The organism is Pseudomonas sp. LBUM1651 (assembly GCF_059716135.1).
In genome coordinates this window covers 3,464,349-3,485,962 of record NZ_CP166805.1, presented here as the reverse complement: position 1 = coordinate 3,485,962, position 21,614 = coordinate 3,464,349, and the positions used below count along the sequence as shown (strand labels likewise).

Annotated in this window: 14 protein-coding genes and 3 pseudogenes; 4 read left to right on the top strand and 13 right to left on the bottom strand. The window is 60.8% G+C overall.

What is annotated here, in order from left to right; translation table 11 throughout:
* Positions 1-3: 3 nt before the first annotated feature.
* The 6 genes and pseudogenes from ACA066_RS16135 to ACA066_RS16110 all read right to left on the bottom strand — a co-directional run bounded on the left by ACA066_RS16135 (position 4) and on the right by ACA066_RS16110 (position 6,588).
* Positions 4-1,314: a nucleotide sugar dehydrogenase gene (locus ACA066_RS16135; RefSeq protein WP_497695706.1), complete on the bottom strand. Its 1,311-nt coding sequence runs from the start codon at positions 1,312-1,314 to the stop codon at positions 4-6.
* 613 nt (positions 1,315-1,927) lie between these two features.
* A pseudogene (locus tag ACA066_RS16130) lies at positions 1,928-2,692 on the bottom strand (cytosine permease); the annotation flags it as partial.
* A gap of 146 nt (positions 2,693-2,838) precedes the next feature.
* Positions 2,839-3,990 carry an acetylornithine deacetylase gene (gene argE, locus ACA066_RS16125; protein WP_497695705.1) on the bottom strand — a complete coding sequence of 384 codons (1,152 nt, stop codon included), beginning with the start codon at positions 3,988-3,990 and terminating at the stop codon, positions 2,839-2,841.
* A complete protein-coding gene (locus ACA066_RS16120) occupies positions 3,987-4,664 on the bottom strand; it encodes a DUF1028 domain-containing protein (RefSeq protein WP_497695704.1) in 678 nt (225 codons plus the stop codon). Before ACA066_RS16120 ends, argE begins: the two co-directional genes overlap by 4 nt.
* 172 nt (positions 4,665-4,836) lie before the next feature.
* The gene (locus ACA066_RS16115) at positions 4,837-5,253 is read right to left on the bottom strand and encodes a RidA family protein (protein ID WP_046027689.1); all 417 of its coding nucleotides are present in this window, start codon (positions 5,251-5,253) and stop codon (positions 4,837-4,839) included.
* 24 nt (positions 5,254-5,277) lie between these two features.
* Positions 5,278-6,588: a flavin-containing monooxygenase gene (locus ACA066_RS16110; RefSeq protein ID WP_497695703.1), complete on the bottom strand. Its 1,311-nt coding sequence runs from the start codon at positions 6,586-6,588 to the stop codon at positions 5,278-5,280.
* Positions 6,589-6,780: 192 nt separating this feature from the next.
* Here ACA066_RS16110 and ACA066_RS16105 point away from each other — a divergent pair, with 192 nt between their 5' ends.
* A complete protein-coding gene (locus tag ACA066_RS16105) occupies positions 6,781-7,161 on the top strand; it encodes a RidA family protein (protein ID WP_008027160.1) in 381 nt (126 codons plus the stop codon).
* A 584-nt stretch (positions 7,162-7,745) separates the two neighbouring features.
* Here the strand turns inward: ACA066_RS16105 and ACA066_RS16100 are convergent.
* Positions 7,746-8,118 (bottom strand): annotated as a pseudogene (locus ACA066_RS16100) (LysR substrate-binding domain-containing protein); the annotation flags it as partial.
* Between ACA066_RS16100 and ACA066_RS16095 the strand changes: the two are divergent.
* A pseudogene (locus tag ACA066_RS16095) lies at positions 8,114-8,994 on the top strand (extracellular solute-binding protein); the annotation flags it as partial. The pseudogenes ACA066_RS16100 and ACA066_RS16095 overlap by 5 nt on opposite strands.
* Before the next feature lie 67 nt (positions 8,995-9,061).
* The gene (locus ACA066_RS16090) at positions 9,062-9,520 is read left to right on the top strand and encodes a metallophosphoesterase family protein (protein WP_497695702.1); all 459 of its coding nucleotides are present in this window, start codon (positions 9,062-9,064) and stop codon (positions 9,518-9,520) included.
* 344 nt (positions 9,521-9,864) lie between these two features.
* Here the strand turns inward: ACA066_RS16090 and ACA066_RS16085 are convergent, their stop codons facing one another.
* Positions 9,865-10,929, bottom strand: a complete 1,065-nt coding sequence (locus ACA066_RS16085) for an alpha/beta fold hydrolase (RefSeq protein WP_497695701.1) — start codon at positions 10,927-10,929, stop codon at positions 9,865-9,867.
* 335 nt (positions 10,930-11,264) lie between these two features.
* Positions 11,265-12,149 carry a LysR substrate-binding domain-containing protein gene (locus tag ACA066_RS16080; protein WP_497695700.1) on the bottom strand — a complete coding sequence of 295 codons (885 nt, stop codon included), beginning with the start codon at positions 12,147-12,149 and terminating at the stop codon, positions 11,265-11,267.
* A gap of 159 nt (positions 12,150-12,308) precedes the next feature.
* Between ACA066_RS16080 and ydiJ the strand changes: the two genes are divergently transcribed.
* Positions 12,309-15,332 carry a D-2-hydroxyglutarate dehydrogenase YdiJ gene (gene ydiJ / locus ACA066_RS16075; RefSeq protein WP_497695699.1) on the top strand — a complete coding sequence of 1,008 codons (3,024 nt, stop codon included), beginning with the start codon at positions 12,309-12,311 and terminating at the stop codon, positions 15,330-15,332.
* A gap of 111 nt (positions 15,333-15,443) precedes the next feature.
* Here the strand turns inward: ydiJ and ACA066_RS16070 are convergent, their stop codons facing one another.
* The 4 genes from ACA066_RS16070 to ACA066_RS16055 all read right to left on the bottom strand — a co-directional run bounded on the left by ACA066_RS16070 (position 15,444) and on the right by ACA066_RS16055 (position 21,537).
* A complete protein-coding gene (locus tag ACA066_RS16070; protein WP_497695698.1) occupies positions 15,444-18,539 on the bottom strand; it encodes an efflux RND transporter permease subunit in 3,096 nt (1,031 codons plus the stop codon).
* The gene (locus tag ACA066_RS16065; RefSeq protein WP_497695697.1) at positions 18,536-19,648 is read right to left on the bottom strand and encodes an efflux RND transporter periplasmic adaptor subunit; all 1,113 of its coding nucleotides are present in this window, start codon (positions 19,646-19,648) and stop codon (positions 18,536-18,538) included. Before ACA066_RS16065 ends, ACA066_RS16070 begins: the two co-directional genes overlap by 4 nt.
* A gap of 29 nt (positions 19,649-19,677) precedes the next feature.
* The gene (locus tag ACA066_RS16060) at positions 19,678-21,204 is read right to left on the bottom strand and encodes a TolC family protein (protein ID WP_497699890.1); all 1,527 of its coding nucleotides are present in this window, start codon (positions 21,202-21,204) and stop codon (positions 19,678-19,680) included.
* Between the two features lie 117 nt (positions 21,205-21,321).
* Entirely contained in the window at positions 21,322-21,537 is a 216-nt protein-coding gene (locus ACA066_RS16055; RefSeq protein WP_497633806.1) for a hypothetical protein, read from the bottom strand.
* Between the last annotated feature and the right edge of the window lie 77 nt (positions 21,538-21,614).

Here is a 21,614-nt window from a genome sequence, read left to right as displayed (position 1 = left end):
CGCTTACCAGCAGATACCCTCGAGCCGATCGTCACTGGCGTGTGGCATGAAGCCCACCAGGTCAACCACTTGCTTGCCTTCGGGCACCTCAAGCGCAAAGGCTTTGAAGGACTCGTCACCGTTACCCAGCACAATCACATCCGCCTCCTCGATTACCTTCGTCAGGTCCGCGCGTAACAGCGAAGCCAGGTGCGGAATCTTCGACTCGATGTAATCCTTGTTGGCCCCGTAGATACGCGCGTATTCAACGTTGCGGTCGAAGATATGCAGGTCGTAGCCCTTGCCGATCAACATTTCGGCCAACTCCACCAGTGGGCTTTCGCGCAGGTCATCGGTGCCCGCCTTGAAGCTCAGGCCGAGCAGCGCGATACGCCGCTTGCCGTAACTGGTGATGATGTCGAAAGCTCTCTGTACCTGCGCCGCATTGCTGTGCATGATCGAGGCCAGCAGCGGGTGCTCGATATCCAATTGCCCGGCGCGATAGTTCAGCGCACGCACATCCTTGGGCAGGCAGGAACCGCCGAACGCGAATCCGGGACGCATGTAATAACGCGACAGGTTGAGTTTGGTGTCCTGGCAGATAACGTCCATCACATCGCGACCGTCCACGCCGGCGGCCTTAGCGATATTGCCGATCTCATTGGCGAAGGTCACTTTTGTCGCGTGCCAGACATTGCAGGTGTACTTGATCATTTCCGCCACTTCGATGCTCCTGCGCAGGAGCGGCGCGTCCAGCTCTTGATAGAGCGCGACGAGCAGGTCACCGCTGCGCTGGTCGAGTTCACCGATCACCGTCATGGGCGGACAGTTGAAATCCTTGATCGCGGTACTTTCGCGCAAGAACTCCGGGTTGATCGCCACGCCGAAGTCGACCCCGGCCTTCTTGCCGGAGCAGTCTTCAAGAATCGGGATCACCACGTTCTTCACAGTGCCCGGTAGCACCGTGCTGCGAACCACTACCGTATGCCAACTGTCCTTGGTGTGCAGGGCTTCGCCGATCTCGCGGCAGACCGATTCCATGTAGACCAAATCCAGATCGCCGTTCTTCTTGCTGGGCGTACCGACAATGACGAACGACATCTCCGTGTCCATCACGGCCGCGTTCACATCACCGCTACCACGCAGCAGCCCCAAATTCACCCCCTGCTCGAGCAGAGCCTCCAAGCCTGGCTCAACGATAGGCGATTTACCCTGATTGATCAGGTCGATCTTGGCTTGCGAAACATCCACCCCGATGACGTCATGACCGCGAGCACAGAGACAGCCCGCACATACAGCGCCCACATACCCCAAACCAAATATGCTGATACGCATCGGTCAATTCCCCCGTATACCCAGATTCCGAAAGGCCGTCGGCATGCCGCGCAGGCCGACAGTTACTCTATCGGGCCAACTAAGCGGCTGTTTGTATAACTTGATTTTCGACCCGCATTTACAGAATTAGGAGTGTAGACAAGTGTCGCCCAAGCACTGTCATTTTTTTTAACAGAAATTTCGAACACTTTGCGCCGACAATATAATCATTAGGATCCAATAAGGGATTGCCAAAACACAAAATTTTGATGTTGAAAAAACATCAACAAAAACAAATAGATAAATGAGTTATCGCGATTAGTCATATGAATAGAAGCGGTGTTTGTGCACCAAAATCAGGCAGGTGGTTACATTGATTTTCGAACTGGCACCGGCGCGGTGCAACGCCAGCGTTACAATTTTTTTATCACGCCAATTAAATTCCTTTCGAAGTGTAAATTTGCTGAAGCATGTCAATTTTTTAACAACTGTTTTATTGGCGCTCGCATTACACGCCATAGAAAATATTTTGGAATTACAGATTATGATCAAGCAACAAAAAACCGCATCACTGCGGTTTTTTTTACGATTGAAATTGGGTCATTGAGCGATGGAGGTATCAAATCCATGCTGCTCAATGACACGAAGGGGTTGCGTAGAGGCTGTTGGCGAGTTTTCCGGTGGAGAGGCGGCGTTTGTACGCAGTGTCGCGATTGGCCAGCCAGTAGTAGAGCGGCGAGGTGATGATCAGGCCCACCAGCCACGACAAATCAGCCCCATTGATGTGCTCCGAAATCGGCCCGACATACAGTCGCGTGTTCGTGAACGGAATCTGCACCGCAATCCCGATCGCATACGCCAACAACGCCTGAGGGTTGTACCGGCCATAGATCCCGCCATCGACCTTGAAGATCGAGTTGATGTCGTATTTGCCTTTGTGAATGGCGTAGAAGTCGATCAGGTTGATCGCGGTCCAGGGCACCAGCACCACGAGCAGCACCAGCACCATGTCGACGAAGTGGCCGATGAAGTTGGCGGAAGCACCGACGGCGGCGAAGCAGCAGGCGGCGAGGATGATGATCGAGAGGATGGCGCGGCTTTTCGCGGTGGGAATCCAGCGGTAGGCAAAGGTTTGCACCAGGGTGATCAGCGACAGCACGGCGCCGTAGAGGTTGAGGGCGTTGTGGCTGATGACGCTGAGCAGGAACAGCACGAGCATCAGCGGGCCGATGGAGCCGGTGGCGAGTTTGACGGCGTCCATGGTGTCCATGCCGACGGGTGTGGCAAGCACGGCGACGGCGCCGAAGATGAACGAGAGGCTGGAGCCGAGCACGGTGCCCAGATAAGTCGTCCAGAACGTCGCGGCCACGGGCACGTTGGCCGGCAGGTAGCGCGAGTAAATGTAGGTCGATGGGGGCGATAAAAAACTGTGGGAGCGAGCTTGCTCGCGATGGCGGTCTGTCAGTCAAATCAATGTTGGCTGTCAGGCCGCTATCGCGAGCAAGCTCGCTCCCACAGGGGTTTTTGGGTGTTCAAAAATCTTTGTTATTCGCTGATCGATAGCAGCATTCGTCGCAGCATTTCATCGCAGCCATTCAGTTGTTCGAGGCTGACGAATTCATCCGGTTTGTGGCCCTGATCCATGCTGCCAGGGCCGCACACAACGGTGGGAATTCCGGCAGCATCGAACAGGCCACCCTCGGTGCCGAAGGCCACTGTGCCGAATGCTCGGGAACTGGAGAATGCAGCGATCAACTCAGCCGCTTCGCTGTGTGCATCGGTTGCCAATCCGGGATATGCCGAGAGTTCACTGAAGCGAATTTCACTCTGTTCACTCACCGCACACATTCGCGGCAGCACTTGCTGTTCAGCATAGGTTTTCAGTTCCTGGGCGACTTCGCTTGGATCATGGGAGGGAAGGGCACGGATCTCGAAATCGAAACGGCAATCGGCAGGGACGATGTTCAAGGCTTTGCCGCCGCAAATCACGCCGGTTTGTACAGTGCTGAAAGGCGGATCAAACCGCGCGTCGTGATGCTCGGGCGCTTTGAGCCTGTTGCCGATCCGTCCCAGCTCACCGATCAGTTCGGCGGCGTACTCGATGGCATTGACCCCAAGCGGCGCATACGCCGAATGGCACGCGTGGCCCTGAATATCGCAGCGCATCGCCAGTTTGCCCTTATGTCCGAGCACCGGTTTCAGCTCGGTCGGCTCGCCGATGATGCACAGCATCGGTTTGACTGGCCGTTGCTCCAGCTCCGCCAGTAACGAACGCACGCCGAGGCAGCCGACTTCTTCATCATAGGAGAGCGCGATATGCACTGGCAGCCGCAACGAGGCGTTCACCAAGGACGGAACGAGGGCAAGCACACAGGCGATGTAGCCCTTCATGTCCGCCGTTCCACGACCGTACAACTTACCATCGCGCTCACTGAGTTCGAACGGCGCAACCGTCCACGGCTGGCCGTCGACGGGCACCACATCGGTATGTCCCGAGAGCACGATGCCCGGTAACTGCGTCGGGCCGATGGTGGCGAACAAATTGGCCTTGTTGCGCCGCTCGTTGTAGACCAGCTCACAAGTCACATCGAAGCTCGCGAGGTAGTCACGGACAAACTCGATGAGGTGCAGGTTGGATTCGCGGCTCGTGGTGTCGAATGCCACCAACGTCTTCAGCACATCGCGGCTGGCGCTCATCGGTCGTCTCCGGCGACGCCGTAGCCGGGGGATTTGTCCGGGGCGAGGGCGCGGTCGATGTAGTCCTGGACTTGTGGACGATAGGCGTCCCACAGTTTTTCCAACTGGCCGATGGGGTCTTTGTCCGCCCAGTCGACCCGCAGGTTGATGATCGGCCAGGTCAGTTCGCCGACCACCACCATCGCCGCCGAATGCACCGGGCCGGCTTCGCCACCGGCGGCGATGGCGGCTTTGATTGCGGCGAGCAAGCGGTCGGCCAGTTGGCCTTCGCCGTGTTCGAAAGCTTCAACCATGGCTTCGATCACCGAGCGATCCGCGAGCATGTTGCCGGCGGCGACGCATTGTTCGCCGGACACGGCGTTGTGGTTGCCCAAAGTTTGCGCGCCGCTGAAATGGGCGGTCTGGCCGAGGTGGTCAATCGCAGTGATCTGCCGGTATTGGCTGTAGCCGTTGCGCGTGAGGACTTTGTCCAGCGCTTCGGCTGGGGCGAGGCCTTGCTCCATGAGGGCGAGGACGTCCGGACCGAGAGACGGGAGGGTGATGTTCTGTGTGGAGACGGCACCGACACCCGGCAACAGCCAGGGGCAGCGAGCGCCGACGGCGATGCTGGAGGAACTGATCGCAATGCCGAACTGACCGGTTTCGGGGCAACGGGCGGCGATGGAGAAGGTCATGGGGGTTTGCTCCTTGGTTTGCCTTGGCAAAGTGGTTGTCAGATCTGACGCCATCGCGAGCAGGCTCGCTCCCACAATTGGATTTGTGCCGTACACAATTCCGTGACCACTGAAGATCCCCTGTGGGAGCGAGACCGGCTTGCTCGCGAAGGCCGTGACGCGGTCTACCGGCTTACTCAGGAATCACCGCAATCACATCAATCTCCATCAACCACTGCGGCTGCCCCAACGCCGACACCACCAACCCGGTCGAAATCGGAAACACGCCTTTCAACCACTTGCCCACTTCCTGATACACCGGCTCGCGATACCGCGGATCGATCAGGTAAGTCGTGGTTTTCACGATGTGGCTCAGGTCGCTGCCAGCCTCTTCCAGCAACTGCTTGACGTTACGCATGGCCTGCTCGGCCTGGGCTCTCGGGTCACCGAGACCCACCAGATTGCCTTCGAAATCAGTCCCGACCTGGCCACGAACATAAACCGTGTTGCCAGCGCGGACGGCTTGGCACAGGTCGTTGTCCAGGCTCTGGTTCGGGTAGGTTTCCTTGGTGTTGAACATACGAATACGGGTATGGGTTGGCGTGGACATTTGAAGCTCCTGACAGAAAAAGGCTTAAGCACTGACCGTGGTTTTGTGGGCGACCGGGGCTTTTTCAGCCTCGCGTTGCGCCGCATCGTGGTAGTCGAGATAGGAACGCTGAATGGCGATGTGATCAGCCACATATTTGGCATCGTGCCAAACGCCCCAGATGAACGAAGACCCGCGACGTGACTGCCATGGCAGCCCGAGGAAATACACACCCGGTTCGCTCGACACGCCGCGCTGATGCTGCGGTTTGCCGTTGTCGTCGAAGGCGTCAACGTTGAGCCAGCTGTAATCCGTCGCAAAACCGGTGGCCCAGATGATCGAAGTCACGCCGGCCTTGGCCAGGTCGAGTTGAAGAATCGGGTGAGTCACGCATTCCGGATCGGGGAAGGTCATGCGCGCTTCAGGTTCTTCCGGCAGATCCAGGCCATTGCGTTCGATGTAAGTGTCGGCGGCGTTGAGCAGCGCCAGATAATTCTCGTCGCCACGCGCCAGGTTCTCGGCCAGGTTCGGCTGGAAAGTCGCCACGCCGCCATTGAATGATTGAGTCAGACCGACCAGCGTCATCCCGCGATGAGCGAGGCCACGGAAGTCCACGGTGCGGCCGCCATGCGCGCCACTCACCGCGATGGTGACGTGTTCCCGACCCGGTTTCATCGCCGCTTGGTCCCATTCGCCGAGCACACCCAGCCACCAGCAGAAATCCCGGTTGCGATAGGCGCGAGGAGGGCGGTCGTGGGCGCCAACGGAGAGGTAAACCTGCTTGCCGGCACGCTGCAATTCATCGGCGATCTGCACGCCCGACGAGCCGGCACCGACCACCAAAACAGCGCCTTCAGGCAATTGCTGCGGGTTGCGGTAATCGGCGGAGTGAATCTGCAGGAACGGCTGATCTTGCGGCGCAATCGGCGGGATCACCGGACGCTGGAAAGGCCCGGTGGCAGCGACCACGCGGTTGGCCTCGATCACACCTTCAGAGGTTTCAATGGTGAACCCCGGACGACCGACGTTGCGTTCAACCTTCAGCACATCCACACCCGTGCGGATCGGCGCGTTGAATTTCTTCGCATAGGCTTCGAAGTAATCGGCGACACGCTCTTTCGGCGCAAACGCGTCGGGGCTGAGGTCGTCAAAATCAAGCCCCGGAAAACGGTCATGCCACGCCGGACCATTCGCCACCAGCGAATCCCAGCGCCCGGTGCGCCAGCGCTCGGCAATGCGGTTGCGCTCCAGCACCAGGTGCGGCACGCCCAGTTTGCTCAGGTGTTCACTCATGGCCACGCCAGCCTGACCGGCACCAACAATCAGCGTATCTGTTTTTATTTTTTCAGTGGTCATCTCAATACCCTTCGACGTTGGAGTCAGGTCGCGAACGGCCTGCCATTTCTTGGGCTCAAGACTAGGGATGACCCTGATATCGGTAAAATATTATTAAGCTGGCATTTGAGTATAAATAACTGAGGCAGAGCGTTTGACTTAGCAGGGCTGTAAACTGGCCGCCTGTTTTAACACCTCAAACAAGAGAACCCCATGGCGAACCAAGACATCACCTTCACTCCCGATCCCGACGCGGACTCCATCTCCTCCGACGTTGCCGGTTTCAACGGCATCCTGGTCTCCACGCAGATCCCGACCCGCGCCGACGGCAGCCTGGAACTGGGCGACATCACCCTGCAGAGCGAGTGCACGTTGCAGGCATTGAAGGTTGCGCTGGAGCGCGCCGGCAGTTCCATGGATCGGGTCATGCACCTGACCATCTACCTCACCGACATGGCCGACCGCGCCGCGTTCAATGAGGTTTACAAGCGTTTCTTCGCCAAGCCGTGGCCGGTTCGCGCTGCGGTTGGCGTAGCGTCGCTGGCGGTTGAAGGTATGCGTGTGGAAGTGACCGCGATGGCGGCGAAGGGCTGAGCCCACCACCAGACCGTAGGAGCGAAGCTTGCTCGCGAAGAGGCCGGCACATCCAACATCGACGTAGCCTGACACGCCGCCTTCGCGAGCAAGCTCAGCTCCTACAAGGGCTGCATCGAATGCGAGTCGCGTGTTCAAGTCATCATCCGTAGGAGCAAAGCTTGCTCGCGAAGAGGCCGGCACATCCCACATCGATGTCGCCTGACACACCGCCTTCGCGAGCAAGCTCAGCTCCTACAGGGGCTGCATCGAATGCGAGTCGCGTGTTCAAGTCATCATCCGTAGGAGCAAAGCTTGCTCGCGAAGAGGCCGGCACATCCAACATCGATGTCGCCTGACACACCGCCTTCGCGAGCAAGCTCAGCTCCTACAGGGGCTGCATCGAATGCGCGTCGCGTGTTCAAGTCATCATCCGTAGGAGCAAAGCTTGCTCGCGAAGAGGCCGGCACATCCAACATCGATGTCGCCTGACACACCGCCTTCGCGAGCCAGCTCGGCTCCTACAAGGCTGCATCGAACACGAGTCGCGTGTTCAAGTCCTGATCCGTAGGAGCAAAGCTTGCTCGCGAAGACGTCGGGACCTTCTACGCGGTCTCATTGGCGGAGGTGAGATTAACCAGCAACCACTCGATAAAACTCCGCGCCAACGGATTGTTCTCGCTGTCCCGATGTCAGCAACGCCCAGTTGGGCCCGCGAATGGTTTCCTCTACCAGCGGTCGCAGCAGTCCATTGGCGCGCGCTTGCCGACTCAGCAACTGACTGACCAACGCAATCCCCAACCCCGTGCACGCCGCATCCAGCAGCAACCCAGGGTCGGAAAAGTTCAGCCCCTGATCCTTCTGCCCCACATCGATGCCAGCCTCCACGGCCCAGTGACTCCAGTCCATTTCGCGCTCGCCGTGAAGGGTGGTGCGCTGTTCGATGGGCACTGCCAACACATCGGGGTGGCAGGCCGGTTATGACCTGATCTTCCCTGGCGATACGGTGGCGGAACGCTTGATGCGCGCCGGCAGCCTGATGCCGCTGGACCGATCAAAGCTCACCTCCCTGGATGACATCGAGCCCGGTTTGCAGAAGCTGCGCAGGCAGTATGAAACGTCGAGTCGGGCCACCGTGCCTTACACGTGGGGCACCATCGGCCTGACCTACAATGATGAGCAGGTCAAACAGCGCTTGCCGAATGCTCCAGTGAACAGCCTCGATATGTTGTTCAAACCGGAACTGGCCGGCAAATTGGCCGACTGCGGTATCTCGATGATCGACTCACCGGATGAAGTGCTCGCCGTCGTGCTCAATTATCTGGGCCGGGAACCGCGCAGCGCCAAACCCGAAGACCTCGCGGCGGCGAGTGAACTGCTGATGAAACTGCGGCCACACATTCGCAAGTTCCAGTCGCAACCGGTGACCGATCTGGTGAATGGCAATCTGTGCGTGTCGCTCGGTTACAGCGGCGACATGACCAGGCGCAAAGGACGTCAGACAGTGCCGGCAAGCACACTAAATTCGAGTACCGCATTCCCCGTGAAGGCACCACGGTGTGGATGGACACCATGGCCATACCGGTCGACGCCAAACATCCGGAATACGCCTGCGCGTTCATCAACTTCGTCATGCGCCCGGAGAACATGGCGGCCATCAGTAACTTCACCGGCTACCCGACTTCCAATGCCAAGGCACGTCCGAGCGTCGATGCGACGATGCGCAACAACCCGGACATCTATCTTGATGAAGCCACTTATGCGCGGCTGATACCGGGCAAGGACATTCCCCAATTCGACATGCGCGCGCGGATGCGCACCTGGACCAAGTTCAAGACGGCCACGGCGAAATGAGTTCAAATTCCGGTTTAGACTGGAATCCATCGATGTTCCACTACTTGAACCTGATCTGGAGCCTTGCATGAAAGTTGGCGTGATCTCCGATACCCATGGCTTGCTCCGCCCGGAAGCCGTTGCTGCTTTGCAGGGTTGTGAGCAGATCATTCACGCTGGCGACATCGGCCACCTCGACATTCTCGAACAATTGGCATCCATTGCCCCACTGCACGTCGTACGCGGGAACAATGACCTGGGCGCCCCTTGGGCCAAAAATCTCGCAGACAATTTGCGTTTCGATCTCAACGGGTGGGAGACGTTGCTGGTGCACGACATCGCCGATGTCCCGGTCGTACTCGATGCGGCTATCAAGCTGGTGGTCACCGGTCATTCGCACAAGCCACTCATCGAATGGCGTGGCGAACGGCTCTACCTCAACCCCGGCAGTGCGGGGCGGCGGCGCTTCAAGTTGCCGGTGACACTGGCGCTGGTGGAGGTGCTTGAGACCTCAATTGAGCCGCGTCTGGTCTCGCTGCTGGAATGATTTTTCCTGGTAAAGACGCAGTTCGACCGGCGGCAGATTTTCACCAGATCCTGTTCGTTTTGGGGAATCTTCAGTTTGATGCGTGGTGGTGGTTCCCGAATTCCTGGTGGAGGCCGATCTGAACTCGGGCAACCTGGTCATACCCGTGCAAACGGACGTCATGCAGGCCGGAGGCTGGTATCTCGCGCATGTTGAACGGCGGGGCAATGAACAACCGATCCGGCGTTTCCTTGAGTGGATACAGTCGCAGTGATGAGGCGGGGGATGGATTTACAGAGGCCAGAAAAATGCAGACCGATCACTCGGTCTGCATCGACAGATTCAGGAAGCGAGTGAGTCAAGCCTCACAGGTGATCCGCATCAATCACCGCTTTGGCGAACGCCTTTGGATCTTCCTGCGGCAGGTTGTGGCCGATGCCGCCGCTGATCAGCCGGAACTCGTATTTGCCGGTGAAGCGCTTGGCATAGTCCTCGGGATTAGGGTGTGGCGCGCCGTTGGCATCGCCTTCAAGCGTGATGGTTGGCACGCTGATCGACGGCGCCGTGGCCAATTTCTGCTCTAGCGCTTCGTATTGAGGCTCGCCCTGAACCATGCCCAGACGCCAGCGGTAGTTGAACACGGTGATCTCGACATGGTCCGGGTTGTCCAGCGCCTTGGCGCTGCGGTCGAACGTGGCGTCATCGAACGCCCATTTCGGCGAAGCAAGCTGCCAGATCAACTTGGCGAAGTCGTGGGTGTTTTTCTCGTACCCGGCGCGACCGCGGTCAGTGGCGAAGTAGAACTGATACCACCACTGCAATTCAGCCTTGGGTGGCAGCGGGTTCTTGCCGGCCGCCTGGTTGCCAATCAGATAACCGCTGACCGAGACCAGCGCCTTGACCCGTTCTGGCCACAACGCGGAGACGATGTCGGCGGAACGCGCGCCCCAGTCATAGCCGCCGAGCACAGCCTGCTTGATCTTCAGCGCATCCATGAAGTCGATGACGTCACTGGCCAGCGCAGCCGGTTGGCCATTGCGCACGGTTTTCTCGGACAGGAAATGGGTATCGCCATAACCACGCGCATACGGCATCAGCACCCGATAGCCCTTTGCGGCCAGCAGCGGTGCGACCTCGTCATAACTGTGAATGTCGTACGGCCAGCCGTGCAGGAGAATCACCACCGGCCCGTCGGCCGGGCCGGTTTCGGCGTAAGCCACATTCAGCAGTCCGGCCTTGATGTGCTTCAGTGGACCGAACGGCGAGGGCGTTGTGTAAGTGGCATCGGCCTTGATCGCGGCTGGCTGTGCAGCGGTGGTCGATTGGGCGTTGGCTGCACCGATAGCGCCAAACAGGGCGAACGCGAGGATTGATGAACCGACCAGACGGCGGTGGGTTTTACCGTTTTTGTTCTGCAGTGCCATCTTCATCGTGATGTCTCCGTTGCAAGCCGTTGGCCAGGGGATCTGGCTGATTCCCTTGAAACCTTGTGCGCATTTGAACGCGATGACGTATCTGGGCTGTGTCGAATCGCCGGCCGGGTGAAAACCCATGTATCAAGAGGATAGACCGATACACAGTGATACATAGCGGCATCGTCGTACATTGCCTCCGCGACAGGATTTCCCGAGATAGCGGTTCCGGCCGGCGCCATCAAGGGCAACCTGCCGGTCGGCGTTTCGTTCCTGGGCGGCTACGGCGAAGACGCCAAGGTCGTGGGCTTTGGCTACGCGTTCCTTGGGCGCTGATCAGTGGGGCGGGCCGTTCAGATCTGTTCCAGCAACCAGCTACGGAAGGCGATCAGGGATGGCAGCCTTTCGTTGCGCGGAGGGTAGGTCAGGTAGTAACTGCGTTGACTGGCGAAGGGCAGGCCGAGGCTGATCAGTTCGGCGTTGGCCAACTCGTCGGTCACCAGGATGCGCGGCACCAGACCGATGCCGATGCCGGCCCTGACGGCCTGGATCAAGTGCGAGGTGAGTTCGAAACTCGGTCCCAGGCGCATCATTCGATGGGGCAGGCCATGGTGGCTGAACCACTCGCCCCAGACGTTGGCATTGTTCGCGACGTTGAGCAGCGTCTGTCCGCCAATGCGCTCCGGGGTCCAGGTGTCATGGGCCTCGGCCGCTTGTGGAGACATGATCACCATCAATTCTTCCGTGTGCAGACGATGGCTGATCAGGCCCGGCAGGTCGGCATTGCCGACGACGATCGCGGCATCGATGCCGCTGGTTTCGAAGTCGATGGCGTCGATCCGGGAATTGATGTGTACCAGCATGCCTGGATGGGTTTTGTAGAAATCATGAAGACGCGGCAATAACCACTTCGAGCCGAACGTTGGCAGTGTGGCCAGGCGCAAGGTTCCACTGCCCGACTGATAAGCCATCGCCTGCAACGTGGCGCTGCGAATGCGTCCGAGCGCTTCACTCATTTCCCGCTGATAAAGACGGCCGACATCGGTCAACTGCACCTGCCGGCCTTCGCGGCGAAACAGCGTCAGGCCCAGTTGCTGCTCCAACGCCTGGACTTGTCGGCTGACGGCGCTTTGGGTCAGTGAGAGCTCCATCGCGGCACGGGTGTAGCTTTCATGCCGGGCGGCGGCTTCAAAGGCCAGCAGCAGCGACATGGAGGGAGTGAGGTGGCGGTAATTCATTCGTAAAAGTCATCGATAGCGGCAGGATTATCCGTTTGTCCGACGCCAGAACCTGCAGGATCATTGGCGCAGCCGACGACCTGAGGCTGACCTATTAATGCCCAGGCGACAAGTGTTTTGATTTTTTCCGTGATTAGACCGACAAGAGAACAGCCTGCGATGATCGCCCAGTTGCCCACCGTTGCACTCGCGGCACAGTACCCGGAATTTCTTCAAGCCCTGCGTGTCAGCGGCTTCCGCGGTCAGCTCAGTGCCGACTACGCCACCCGTACCGTGCTGGCGACCGACAACTCGATTTACCAGCGCCTGCCGCAAGCGGCGGTGTTCCCGCTGGACGCCGACGACATCGTGCGCATCGCTGCATTGATGGCCGAACCACGCTTTCGCCAGATCAAGCTGACCCCGCGCGGCGGCGGCACCGGCACCAACGGCCAGTCATTGACCGATGGCATCGTGGTCGATCTGTCGCGGCACATGAACACGATTCTCGAAATCAACGTCGCCGAGCGTTGGGTGCGGGTGCAGGCGGGCGTGGTCAAGGACCAGCTCAACGCTGCGCTCAAGCCTCATGGGTTGTTCTTCGCTCCGGAACTGTCAACGTCCAACCGTGCCACCGTGGGCGGCATGATCAACACCGACGCCAGTGGCCAAGGCAGTTGCACCTATGGCAAGACCCGCGATCATGTGCTGGAACTGCACAGCGTATTGCTTGGTGGTGAGCGTCTGCACAGCCATCCGCTGTCCGATGCGGCGCTGGAGGCGGTGTGCTCGCAATCCGGCCGCATTGGCGAGGTATACCGTACAGCGCGGCATATACAGGAAACCCAGGCCGACCTGATCGAGTCGGTGTTCCCCAAGCTTAATCGCTGCCTGACCGGTTACGACCTGGCGCACCTGCGCGACGAGCACGGGCGTTTCAACCTCAACAGCGTGCTGTGCGGTGCGGAAGGTTCGTTGGGCTACATCGTCGAGGCCAAGCTCAACGTGCTGCCGATTCCCAAGTATTCGGTGCTGGTGAACGTGCGCTACAGCAGCTTCATGGATGCGTTGCGCGACGCCAATGCGTTGCTGACGCACAAGCCGCTGTCCATTGAAACCGTGGACTCCAAGGTGTTGATGCTGGCGATGAAAGACATCGTCTGGCACAGCGTCGCCGAGTATTTCCCGGCGGACGCCGAACGCCCGACACTGGGCATCAATCTGGTGGAGTTCAGCGGGGAAGATCTGACGGATGTGAACGCTCGAGTGGCGTCGTTCGTCGAGCATCTGCAAGCCGACAGGACGATCGAGCGGCTGGGCTACACGCTGGCTGAAGGTGCCGAGGCGGTGACCCGCGTGTACGCCATGCGTAAACGCTCCGTCGGGCTATTGGGCAACGTCGAAGGCGAGGTTCGGCCGCAGCCTTTTGTTGAAGACACCGCCGTGCCGCCGGAGAAACTGGCCGACTACATCACTGAGTTTCGTGCATTGCTCGACAGTTATGGCCTGGCCTACGGCATGTTCGGTCACGTCGATGCCGGCGTGTTGCATGTGCGCCCGGCGCTGGACATGAAAGACCCGGCCCAGGCCGCTCTGGTCAAACCGATTTCCGATGCTGTGGCCGAGCTGACGCGACGCTATGGGGGGCTGCTGTGGGGCGAGCACGGCAAAGGTTTGCGTTCGGAATATGTCCCCGAGTTTTTTGGCGAGCTGTACCCGGCGCTGCAATCGCTCAAGGGCGCGTTCGACCCGCACAACCAGCTCAACCCCGGCAAGATCTGCACCCCGCCGGATGCCGTCCAGGGTTTGCTCAAGGTGAACGAAGTGACACTGCGCGGTGATCTGGATCGGCAAATCGACGAGCGCGTCTGGCAAAGTTTCGGCAGCGCTGTGCACTGCAACGGTAACGGTGCCTGCTACAACTACGACCCCAACGATGCGATGTGCCCGTCCTGGAAAGCCACCCGTGAACGCCAGCATTCGCCAAAGGGTAGGGCGTCATTGATTCGCGAGTGGTTGCGCCTGCAAGGTGCGGCCAATATCGACGTACTGGAAGCGGCCCGAGGCAAGTTGTCGTGGTTGAGCGGGTTGCCGGCGCGGTTGCGCAATAACCTGGCGCGCTCGCGGGGCGAGGCGGATTTCTCCCACGAGGTGTACGACGCGATGGCGGGTTGTCTGGCCTGTAAATCCTGTGCGGGGCAATGCCCGGTCAAGGTCAATGCCCCGGAATTCAGATCGCGTTTTCTGGAGCTGTATCACAGCCGCTATCAACGTCCGCTTCGCGATTACCTGTTCGGTTCGCTGGAATTCACCATTCCTTATATGGCCTACGCGCCGGGCATGTACAACGCGGTGATGGGCGCGAAATGGATGAGCCGCTTGCTTGAGCGACGCGTCGGCATGCTCGACAGTCCGCTGATCAACCGCTACGACTTACAGGCCACCTTGACTCGCTGCAACGTCGTTGCCGCCAGCGTGCCAGCCCTGCGCGCACTGACCGTCGAGCAACGTGAGCGTAGCGTGGTGCTGGTGCAGGATGCCTTCACCCGTTACTTCGAAACCCCGTTGCTGGCGAGCTTTATCGAGTTGGTGCATCAGTTGGGCTATCGGGTGTTTTTGGCACCCTACAGTGCCAACGGCAAGCCTTTGCATGTACAGGGCTTCCTCGGCGCATTCGCCAGGGCGGCGATCCGCAATGCCAGTCAGCTCAAGGCGCTGGCCAACTGCGAAGTAGCGCTGGTGGGGCTGGACCCGGCGATGACGCTGGTTTACCGCCAGGAGTATCAGAAAGTGCCGGGGCTCAATGCGTGCCCGAAGGTTTTGCTGCCCCAGGAGTGGCTCTTCGATGTGCTGCCTGAAAACCCTCATCCCGCCACGCAGACATTCCGTTTGCTGGCGCACTGCACCGAGAAGACCAACGTCCCGGCCAGTACTTCGCAATGGGAAGCGGTGTTTGCCCGGCTTGGGCTCAAGCTGGTGACTGAGGCGACCGGCTGTTGCGGGATGTCCGGCACCTACGGCCATGAAGCACGAAACCAGGACACTTCGCGGACCATTTTCGAGCAGTCATGGGCCGGCAAGCTGGACAAGGCGGGTGAAGCGCTGGCGACGGGATACTCGTGTCGCAGTCAGGTAAAACGCTTGGCCAGCAGACAACTTCGTCATCCGCTGGAAGTGGTGTTGGAGCATGCGCGAGCAGAGTGAGGGCGCTTGAGTAATCCTGCGGCCATCAGCCTGTGAGCCGCGAGGGGGCGAAAGAACATGACGTTCGCAGGACCTCGCGGCTGACCTCGGTTGTTTTCAGAACGGCACTCATCATTCAGTAGCGAGCGCGGCGTCCCCCTGTACCTGTTGGGTGTCGGCGGCCGTCTGGCGACCCACTTTGAACCATGCGGCGTACAACGCCGGGACAAAGAAGATCGTCAGCAGCGTGGCCACGGTAAGCCCGCCCATGATCGCAATTGCCATCGGCCCCCAAAACACACTGCGCGTCAGCGGGATCATTGCAAGCACGGTGGCCAGCGCCGTCAGCATCACCGGACGGGCCCGGTGAATGGCGGCATCCAGCACAGCATTCCATGGGTCACGCCCTTCGGCGATTTCGATCTGCACTTGATCGATCAGGATCACTGCGTTGCGCATGATCATGCCACCCAGCGCGATGATGCCCAGGATCGCAACGAAGCCCAGCGGCGACTGGAACACCAGCAGCGCCGGCACCACACCGATCAAGCCCAGCGGTGCGGTCAGCACGACCATCCACATGCGGGAGAAATTCTGCAGTTGCAGCATGAGCAACAGCAGGATGGTGATCAGCATCAGCGGGGCGACCGCAAGCAGCGCCTTGTTGGCCTTGTCACTTTCCTCAACGGCTCCACCTGTGTCGATGCGGTAGCCCGAGGGCAGCTTCGCTTCGATGTCCTTGAGCAACGGCTGGATCTCCTGAGTCACCGAAACACCTTGTTCGCCATCCTTCACGTCGGCGCGTACCGTGATTGCCATATCGCGGTTGCGGCGCCAAAGCACTGGCTCCTCCAGTTCAGAGCGCACTTGTGCGACTTGCGACAGTGGCACCACCGTGCCCTGGCGCGTGTAGAGGTTGATGTCTTTCAGGGTGTCGAGGCTCAGACGCTCGGCGGGCACGGCACGGGCGACGATGTCGATCAGGTCCTCGTGCTCACGCAGTTGCGACAGGGTTGCACCGTTCATCACGGTCTGGGTCGCCAGCGACACGTCGGACGGCGTGAGGCCGAGCGCGCTCGCCTTGTCCTGATCAAGCTCGACCTTCAGCGTGCGCACCGGGTCGTTCCAGTCGAGCTGGAGGTCGCGCACCTTCGGGTTGGACGCAATCACGTTCTCCACCTCGCGAGCGATCTGGCGCACCTTCTGGGTATCTGGCCCTACGACACGGAACTGCACCGGGTAGCCGACAGGTGGCCCCAACTCGAGCCGGGTCACGCGTACCCATGCCTGTGGGAATTGTTGGTCAGCCGAGGCCACCAGCCGCGTACGTACTCGCTCGCGTGCATCCAGGTCCTTGGTCATCACAACGAACTGGGCAAAACCCGGATTGGGCAGCTCGGGGTTGAGCGAGAGATAGAAGCGCGGTGCGCCAGCGCCGGTGTAGGCGGTATAGAAACGCACGTCCTCGTCCTTCGACAGGATCTCCTCCATGTGCTTGACCTGCTCGGTCGTCGCGGCGAACGAGGAGCCTTCCTTGACACGCAGGTCAATGACCAGTTCAGGACGCGAACTGTTGGGGAAGAATTGCTGCGGCACCAGCTTGATACAGGCCAGAGCAAGCACCAGAGCGCCAACCGTCGCACCGATGACCACCCAGCGGCGCTCGATGGCGGCATCGATCAGGCGGCGCAGGCTGCGGTAGAACTTTGTGTCGTGCGGATTACCGTGCTGGTGATTGCCCAAGTCGTTGGGCAGCATCTTGACCGCCAGGTACGGCGTGAAGATGCCGGAACAGATCCACGAGAACAGCACCGCGGCGCCAACGATCCAGAAAATGCCACCCGCGTACTCGCCGGTGGTGGACTTCGAGAGGCCGATCGGCAGGAAGCCCACGACCGTGATGAGTGCGCCAGTCAGGCGCGGCATGGCGGTGGACTGATAGGAAAAGGCGGCCGCCTTCACGCGGTCCATGCCGGTTTCCATCTTCGCCACCATCATCTCGATGGCGATGATGGCGTCATCCACCAGCAGTCCCAACGCGATAATCAGCGAGCCCAGCGAGATACGCTCGAGGTTCCAGCCCATCGCCAGCATCACCAGCGCCACGCCGCCCAGCACCAGCGGCACCGTGGCCGCGACCACGAGGCCGGCGCGCCAGCCCAGGCTGGCCAGGCTCACCGCGATCACGATGATCAACGCCTCGGCCAGCGCGCGCCCGAAGTCCAGGATTGCATCCTTTACCGTGGTCGGCTGATCGGCTACCAGCTCCAGCTCCACACCGTGCGGCAGCTCCGACTGGATCTTGGCGACTGCCGTGTCCATCGCCTTGCCAAGGTCCACGATGTTGCCGTCGCTGGTCATTGTGATGCCGAGCATCAGCACTGGCTGGCCGTTGTGGCGTACCGTGTAGGTCGGCGGATCCTCGAAGCCACGTGCAACGGTCGCGATGTCGCCGAGCTTGATCAGCCGGCCGCCCGCAGAGATGGGCACGTTGCGAATAGCCTCTTCGCTGGCGAATTGGCCACTCACGCGTACCATGACGCGGTCGCCGCGGGTGTCGATCTGGCCTGCGGGCACCATGGCGTTCTGGCTCTTGAGGCTTTCGGCGATGGCCAGCGGTGTGATGCCCAGCGCTGCCAGGCGCTCGTGCGAGAACTCGACGTAGACACGCTCGGCCTGTTTGCCGATGAGATCGATCTTCTTGACCATCGGCACCTTCAGCATCTGGCGCTTGATGTCCTCGGCCGCGTCCGACAAGTCGGCGTGGCCGACGCCGTCGCCCTTGACCGCGTACATCAGGCCATACACGTCGCCATACTCGTCGTTCAGGATCGGGCCGATCACGCCGTCAGGCATCTCGAGGCTCAGGTCGTTGAGTTTCTTGCGCGCCTGGTACCAGGCTTCGCGCTGGTCAGCCTTGGACGTGCCGCCGCGCACGGTGAGCGTCATGCCTGCGTAGCCTTGTCGCGCGTAGGTGACCACCTTCTCGAAGTTGTCGATCTGCTCGAATTTCTTCTCCATGCGGTTGAGGACCTGGTCCTGCAACTGCTGGGCAGTGGCGCCCGGCCAGATGACCATGGCGGTCATGGAAGGCACGGAAAAGTTCGGATCCTCGAGCTGGCCGAGCCGGGTGAAGCTGAACGCGCCAGCCACCGCGACAATGAGGAGCATGAACAGAACGATGGCGCGATGGCGCAGTGCCCAGTCGGTGAGGTTGAAGTTGTTCATCGGGCGGCCTGCTGCGTGGTATTGGCGTCAACGATCGCCGCACCGGGGAGCGCGACCTTCAGTCCGGACGTCATCTTCTGGACGCCGGCGGTGACGACCAATACGCCAGCCTGCGGCCCGGAGACGAGCACCTCGTCGTTGCGGTAGCCCCAAACTGTCACACGCTCCAGTTCGACGATACCTACCGGATCCTTGCCCGTGGGCGTGACCACCCACAGCGCCGGTTGACCGCCGCTTTGCGTCAGTGCCGTGGCTGGCACTGCCGCTACAGGGGCATTTGTCATTACACGCTCGGCCATCACCGTGGCGGTGGCGCCCAGCGGCAGCGCCTTCACCGGCTTGAGCCGCGCGCGATAGGTGCGCGTCTGCGCTGCAGCCTGCGGCGATAGCTCGCGCAGCGTGACATCGAAGACCTCGCTCGGCGCACTGGCCAGCGAGGCCTTGAAACGCGCGTCCTTGAAGACGGCCAGTTGATCCTCGGGCACGTCGATGACGACCTCGGATTCATCCGGATTCGCAATCGAGACAACCGATTGACCTTCCGCCACGACCTGGCCGGCCTCAAAGCGCAAAGCCGTGACGACGCCGCTGCGCGAGGCGCGCAACACGGTGTACTTGAGCCGGTTGCGCGCAAGTTCGAGCTTTCGCGCCTCGGCCTCGGCAGTCGCATGCGCGGTTTGGGCATTGGTCTGCGCGCGCTCGGCGTCGGCCGCACTGACCGAGCCGTCAGTCTTCAACGCGGTCATGCGCTGGCGGTCCGAGTCGGCCTGGCGTGTCTGCTCGACGGCAACCGTCCACTGTTGTCGCGACGCTTCTTCGGCGAGGCGGTAGTCGGCGTCATCCAGTACCGCCAGTATGTCGCCTTCGCGCACAAACTGGCCTACCTCGACCTTGCGCTGGGCGACCTTGCCGCCCACGCGGAAGGCCTGGTCTACTTCGTGCCGCGATTGCACGCTACCCACGTAGCGATTGATGTCGCGAGCATTGTCGTAGCTGATTTCAGCGGTGCGTACCGGTCGTGGCGCTTGCACGGTCGGCTTGTCCGGGCTGCACGCGCAAAGCATGACGGCTACGGCCAGGGCGCCGGCCGCAGTAAGGGAGGTTTTCAAGGCGGTTCCTCTAGTAAAACGGCAATTTTTCAGGAAAGTGGTGGCAGGTCGGCTTTGGTGGCTTCGGTGGCTGCGGTGGCTGCGGTGGCGGGTTGTTCGAACACTTGCCAGCCGCCGCCCAGTGCCTTGTAGAGCTGCACGCTATCGAGCAGCAGGCGGGTGTTGCTTTCGTTGGAGTTCAAGCGTGCCGCCAAGCGCGCCCGCTGCGAATCCAGCAGTGGCAACAGGTCGATCTGCCCACGGTTATAGAGGGACTGGGCGCGGTTCTGCGCAGCCTCGGAGGACGCGGCGGCCAATTGCAGCGACCCGGCGCGGCGCCGCTCCTGCGCCAGTGTGACGAGGGCGTTCTCCACATCCTCGAGCGCCCGTACGATGCCGTCTTCGGCGCGCAGCAGCGCCTCTTTTTGAGCACTTTCGGCAGCATCGTTGATTGCTTGCGTGCGCCCGGCGTTGAAGAGCGGCATCGCCAGCAGGCCCGCCACGTTGGTGAAGCGTGCAACGCCGAGATCGGCGCCGTTCAGGCTCAAGCCCTGGCGGCCGAAGGAGGCATCGAGGAACAGCCGCGGAAACCACTCGGCCGCGGCCTGCTTGCGGCGCGCATTGGCTGCATCGAGCTGCGCCATCAGCGCCAGCACGTCAGGTCGGCGTTGCAGCAGCTCGGCGGGCTGGCCCGGCTTGGCCTCGGGCACCACTGTCACATCGCTGATCGAAGTCTGGATGTTCGCGGTATTGAAGGACTGGTCGGCAATCAGCACCGCGATACGATGGCGCGCAACAGCCACCTGCGTTTCCAGCGGCGGAATCTGCGCCCGCGCTGACAAGGCGTCAGTCTGCGCACGTTCGACGTCGAAGGCGGATGCCAGCCCCACCTGCTGGCGAGCTCCAACCAGACGCAGCGTCTCGTCCTGCATCGCCGAGATGGCGCGCAGTGTCGCGACCTGGCGTTGCGCGCCGACCAGTGTGAAGTAGTTGCTGACGACGTCGCTCATCACCAGCAGGCGTACGCCGCGCATGCTGTGCTCCGCGGCCAGCGCATCGGCGTCGGCTGCTGCTGCGCCGGCGCGCAGGCGGCCGCTCAGGTCGAGCTCCCACGAGACGTCCAGGCCCGCACTGGTGGTCTTGGTATCCGGATAACCCTGTTTCGTGGCCGAGCTGTAGCCGCTGCTGCGATCGCTGCCGGAGGCGGATGCGCCGACACTCGGGAATAGCCATGATTGGCTGACCGTTTCGCCGGCACGCGCGGCGCGCAGGCGCTCGGCGGCAATCTTGACGTCGCGATTCTCGCGCGCTGCCCGGCGTACCAGATCCGTCAGCACGGGGTCGTGGTAGACCTCCCACCATGCCGCTTCGGGTTCCATTTCGGAGGCCGTGCTCGAGGAGAAGTTGCTCGGCAGCTCTACCGACGGCGAGAGCACCTCCGTGGAGCAACCGTTCAAGGCCAGGGCAACAGACGCGGCGAGCGCTGCCCCCATGACGACGCTGACCACGCGTTCGGCATATTGCAGGGGCGTCTGCCCGTTGCGGGTCAACAGATGGGAAGTTGGAAGTCGCGACATCGGATTGGACTCGTAAAGATTCGAGGTTGCATCAGCGTAGAGCCCGGGGTGCGCGAAGTCGTCAGCGAAGGGTCGCCGTTCGGTCGCCATATCGGGCTCTCATTCAGGTTGGAGACGTCACTCGCCGTCGGCATCCGCCGCGTGCTCACCGGCCGCGGACGCGAGGTCTGAGGCAATCGACTCCAGCAGCTCTTCGGCGGACGAGAACTCGCACTGACGCCCTGTGACCAGATTTTCGAGGCGGCCCACGAGGGCCCCGGGCGTGGCATCGCTACGCAGCTTCACTACGTACGAGCGGCGGCTCGGGTACTTGGATTCAGGGTTCAGGCTCATGGCAGACCAGGGGATCAGGAAGTTCGGCGACAGCGTAAGCCGCCCCCTGGGTGGAGTCGTAAGCGAAAGGTCGGAAT

Excerpts from the sequence above, each read along its gene's own strand:
- ACA066_RS16135 (WP_497695706.1), bottom strand. The coding sequence starts at position 1,314 with ATGCGTATCAGCATATTTGGTTTGGGGTATGTGGGCGCTGTATGTGCG.
- argE (WP_497695705.1), bottom strand. The coding sequence starts at position 3,990 with ATGAGCGCCAGCCGCGATGTGCTGAAGACGTTGGTGGCATTCGACACC.
- ACA066_RS16120 (WP_497695704.1), bottom strand. The coding sequence starts at position 4,664 with ATGACCTTCTCCATCGCCGCCCGTTGCCCCGAAACCGGTCAGTTCGGC.
- ACA066_RS16115 (WP_046027689.1), bottom strand. The coding sequence starts at position 5,253 with ATGTCCACGCCAACCCATACCCGTATTCGTATGTTCAACACCAAGGAA.
- ACA066_RS16110 (WP_497695703.1), bottom strand. The coding sequence starts at position 6,588 with ATGACCACTGAAAAAATAAAAACAGATACGCTGATTGTTGGTGCCGGT.
- ACA066_RS16105 (WP_008027160.1), top strand. The coding sequence starts at position 6,781 with ATGGCGAACCAAGACATCACCTTCACTCCCGATCCCGACGCGGACTCC.
- ACA066_RS16090 (WP_497695702.1), top strand. The coding sequence starts at position 9,062 with ATGAAAGTTGGCGTGATCTCCGATACCCATGGCTTGCTCCGCCCGGAA.
- ACA066_RS16085 (WP_497695701.1), bottom strand. The coding sequence starts at position 10,929 with ATGAAGATGGCACTGCAGAACAAAAACGGTAAAACCCACCGCCGTCTG.
- ACA066_RS16080 (WP_497695700.1), bottom strand. The coding sequence starts at position 12,149 with ATGAATTACCGCCACCTCACTCCCTCCATGTCGCTGCTGCTGGCCTTT.
- ydiJ (WP_497695699.1), top strand. The coding sequence starts at position 12,309 with ATGATCGCCCAGTTGCCCACCGTTGCACTCGCGGCACAGTACCCGGAA.
- ACA066_RS16070 (WP_497695698.1), bottom strand. The coding sequence starts at position 18,539 with ATGAACAACTTCAACCTCACCGACTGGGCACTGCGCCATCGCGCCATC.
- ACA066_RS16060 (WP_497699890.1), bottom strand. The coding sequence starts at position 21,204 with ATGTCGCGACTTCCAACTTCCCATCTGTTGACCCGCAACGGGCAGACG.
- ACA066_RS16055 (WP_497633806.1), bottom strand. The coding sequence starts at position 21,537 with ATGAGCCTGAACCCTGAATCCAAGTACCCGAGCCGCCGCTCGTACGTA.